This is a genomic window from Variovorax sp. E3, from assembly GCF_016082275.1.
In the GTDB taxonomy this organism is placed as follows: Bacteria; Pseudomonadota; Gammaproteobacteria; order Burkholderiales; family Burkholderiaceae_C; genus Variovorax.
The window spans coordinates 1-2819 of record NZ_MOWM01000306.1; the positions used below are offsets into that span (position 1 = coordinate 1).

Annotated in this window: 2 protein-coding genes and 1 pseudogene; 1 reads left to right on the forward strand and 2 read right to left on the reverse strand. The window is 69.5% G+C overall.

Annotated elements, in window-relative coordinates:
• A pseudogene (locus BMG07_RS45290) lies at nt 1-1398 on the reverse strand (hypothetical protein); the annotation flags it as partial.
• Between the two features lie 289 nt (nt 1399-1687).
• Between BMG07_RS45290 and BMG07_RS40365 the strand changes: the two are divergent.
• On the forward strand, nt 1688-2122 hold the full coding sequence (locus BMG07_RS40365; protein ID WP_081271722.1) for a DUF1841 family protein: 435 nt from the start codon (nt 1688-1690) through the stop codon (nt 2120-2122).
• Between the two features lie 12 nt (nt 2123-2134).
• Here the strand turns inward: BMG07_RS40365 and BMG07_RS40370 are convergent.
• Nucleotides 2135-2819 (reverse strand): LysR substrate-binding domain-containing protein (locus BMG07_RS40370; RefSeq protein WP_198089170.1); only part of this gene is annotated, 685 nt, incomplete at its 5' end.

Consider the following 2819-nt stretch of genomic DNA (forward strand, 5'->3'; position numbering starts at 1 on the left):
CCTGGCCCAGCACTTCGCCGAGCAGGCCGCCCACGACACCCTTGTCGCCGAGCAGGCCGCCGACCACGCCGTCCTGGCCGAGCAAGCCGCCGACCAGGCCCTTGTCGCCGAGCAGGCCGGCCACAAGGCTGCCATCGCCCAGCACGTTGCCCAGCACGTCGCCGACGACGCCGTCCTTGCCCAGCAGCTGGTCGGTCACGCCGCCCAGGCCGAGGGCGCCGGTCAGGCCGGTCACGATGCCCTTGTCGCCGAGCAGGTTCTCCAGGCCGTTGTGCAGCGCGTCGGTCAGGTAGTCGACCTGCTGGTTCAGCGAGCCGAGGATCTGGTTCGTGGCACCGGCGCCCAGCAGGCCGTCGAGCGCGGGGCTCAGCGCGCCGCCCAGCAGGTGGGTGACGCTGACGACGGTGTTGTCGACCGGGTCGAACTCGTTGGGGTTGTTGGGCTTGAAGTTGGTGCCGAGCACCGGAGCCAGCACGTCGTCCAGGACGTCGGTCAGGCCGTCGACCGCGTGGGCCACGGGGGCGAGCGCAGTGCCGAGGCCGAGCGCGCCGCCCGCGCCGTCGAGGACGTGGCCGACGAGGCCGTCGCCCGGATCGAGGAGGTGGTCGCCATCGGCGTCTGCGTCTGCGTCTGCGTCTGCATCTGCATCTGCATCTGCATCTGCATCGGCATCGGCATCGCATCGGCGTCGGCATCGGCATCGGCGTCAGCATCCGCATCCCCATCAGCATCGGCATCCGCGTCCGCATCGGAATCCGCGTCCGCGTCCGATTCGCCGCCGGGGTTGCCCGAGCCCACGAGCAGCGGGAAGGCGCTGTCGCTGCCGCCGCCACCACCACCGCTGAGCGCGGCGCCCAGTGCCGCGGCACCCAGCGCGCCCAGCGCGAATTCACCCAGGCCGATGCCGCTGCCGGCGGCGAGCTTCTTGGTCACGGCCAGCGCGGCCGCGTCGGCGTCGCTGTCGGGCGGGGTCACTTGCAGGTCGCCCTGGGCGACATCCACATTCACTTGTTCGAGGCCGCCGGGCAGCTTGGTCGAGCCGATGGTGGCGTCGGTGCCGCCGGTGAAGACGCCGGACAGCGGCGCCTTGTTGGTGGCCGAGCCGGGGAACATGACGTTGGCGTGGCCGTCTTGCGGCACGATCACGCGGTCACCGGCAACCAGGGTCTGATTGCCATCGACCGGAATGCGGACACCGTCGCGCATCACTGCGACGCCCGGCGTGGCATTCGATAATGTGCCGATGCTGGCGGGGCCAGTCGCGGCGGCAGGGGCCGCCGAACTCAACGCGCCGGGGGTACCGAGCGGAGTGACGGTGGCTTGTGCAATGACAACAGGAGCTGCGCCAGCGGCGGCAAGTCCTTCGGTCGAAACGGTCGATGCTTGTGGAGCGTTCATGGCAGCCTCTGTGACAAAAGATGCCTACTCAGGGGCAACTAGCGTGCCGCTTTTGTCCAGGCCCATGCCAAGGCGCCCATAAACGCCGCAAGCCTTTGATTTACATGGATATTTTTCTTTTTCGCAGCCTGCCCGGCGGGTGTGGAAACAGCTCGTAAGAAGGTCATTTCGCGATTCGTTACGTAACGATGTAACGCCGTGTACCCGGAACGCCGGCCACATCGAGCCCCCGTAAATGCATTCTTTCGGCTGACCTTTTCTTCTCTTTTTTCTTCGCTCTTATCTATATATGTTCAATCCCTCCCAGGAAGACGTGCGCCGCTTCTTCTGCGACGTGTACGCCAAGCACCGGCAGGGCTTGCCGATGGAAGCGCTCGAGACCATCGCCGCCGGCTGGATCGACCAGCACCCCGAATACCACGAGGACCTGGCAGACGCCGACGCGGCGGTGGCGCGGGTCTACGACGGATCGAACGGGCGCGAGAACCCGTTCCTTCATTTGTCGATGCACCTGTCGATCAGCGAGCAATGCTCGATCGACCAGCCGCGCGGCATCCGCCAGGCGGTCGAGCTGCTGGCCGCGCGCCGCGGCTCGCTGCTGCACGCGCACCACGAGGCGATGGACTGCCTGGGCCAGATGATGTGGGAGAGCCAGCGCGCCGGCCGCCCGCCGGACGGCGAGGGCTACGTGGCCTGCGTGCAGCGCCGGGCGACGAAGGACTGACTGACTGCCTGACTAGCTAGAAGCCCGGGGCTTGCGCCTGGGCGGCGCCGGCGCCGCGCCCTGCTGCTTGGCCACCTCGCGCAGCAGTGCGGCCATGGCGCCGCGCAGGGCCGAGGGCTCAGCATCGCTGCGCTGCAGCAAACCGACCGGCTCCTCGGTGCCGGCGGTCTCGATGCGCAGCCGCGCGAGCCGCCCGTCGGCCAGTTCGCCGCGCGCCGCGCCCAGCGGCGTGATCCACACCGCGTCGGACACCGCCACCAGCGCGCGCGCCACCGCCACGTCGAGCGTCTGCAGCGCATGGGTCGGCAGCACCAGGCCGCGCGCCGACAGAAAGCTCTCGGTGTTGTGGCGCGGGATCGTGCCTTCGCCGTACACCACCAGCGGATAGCCGAGCACCGCCTGCACCGACACCGCCTTCGAGGCCCCCTTCGACACCAGCGGATGCCCCGCGCGCACCGCGAACACCAGCGGCTCGGTGTGCAGCAGCTCGAAGCTCAGGCCGCCCATCAGCCGCGGATCGCTCATGCGGCCAACCACCAGGTCGAGCTCGCCGGCGCGCAGCTCGTCGAGCAAGGCGGCGTTGGCGGCGCTCTTCACCACGATCTGCACCGTGGGCCGGCTGTCGCGCAGCCGCGCCAGCGCCACCGGCAACAGGGCCGGCGCCACGCTGGGCAGCGCGCCGATGCGCAGCCGCTCG

Bases quoted from the DNA above. Each gene is read 5' to 3' on its own strand.
- BMG07_RS40365 (WP_081271722.1), top strand. From the start codon at position 1,688: ATGTTCAATCCCTCCCAGGAAGACGTGCGCCGCTTCTTCTGCGACGTG.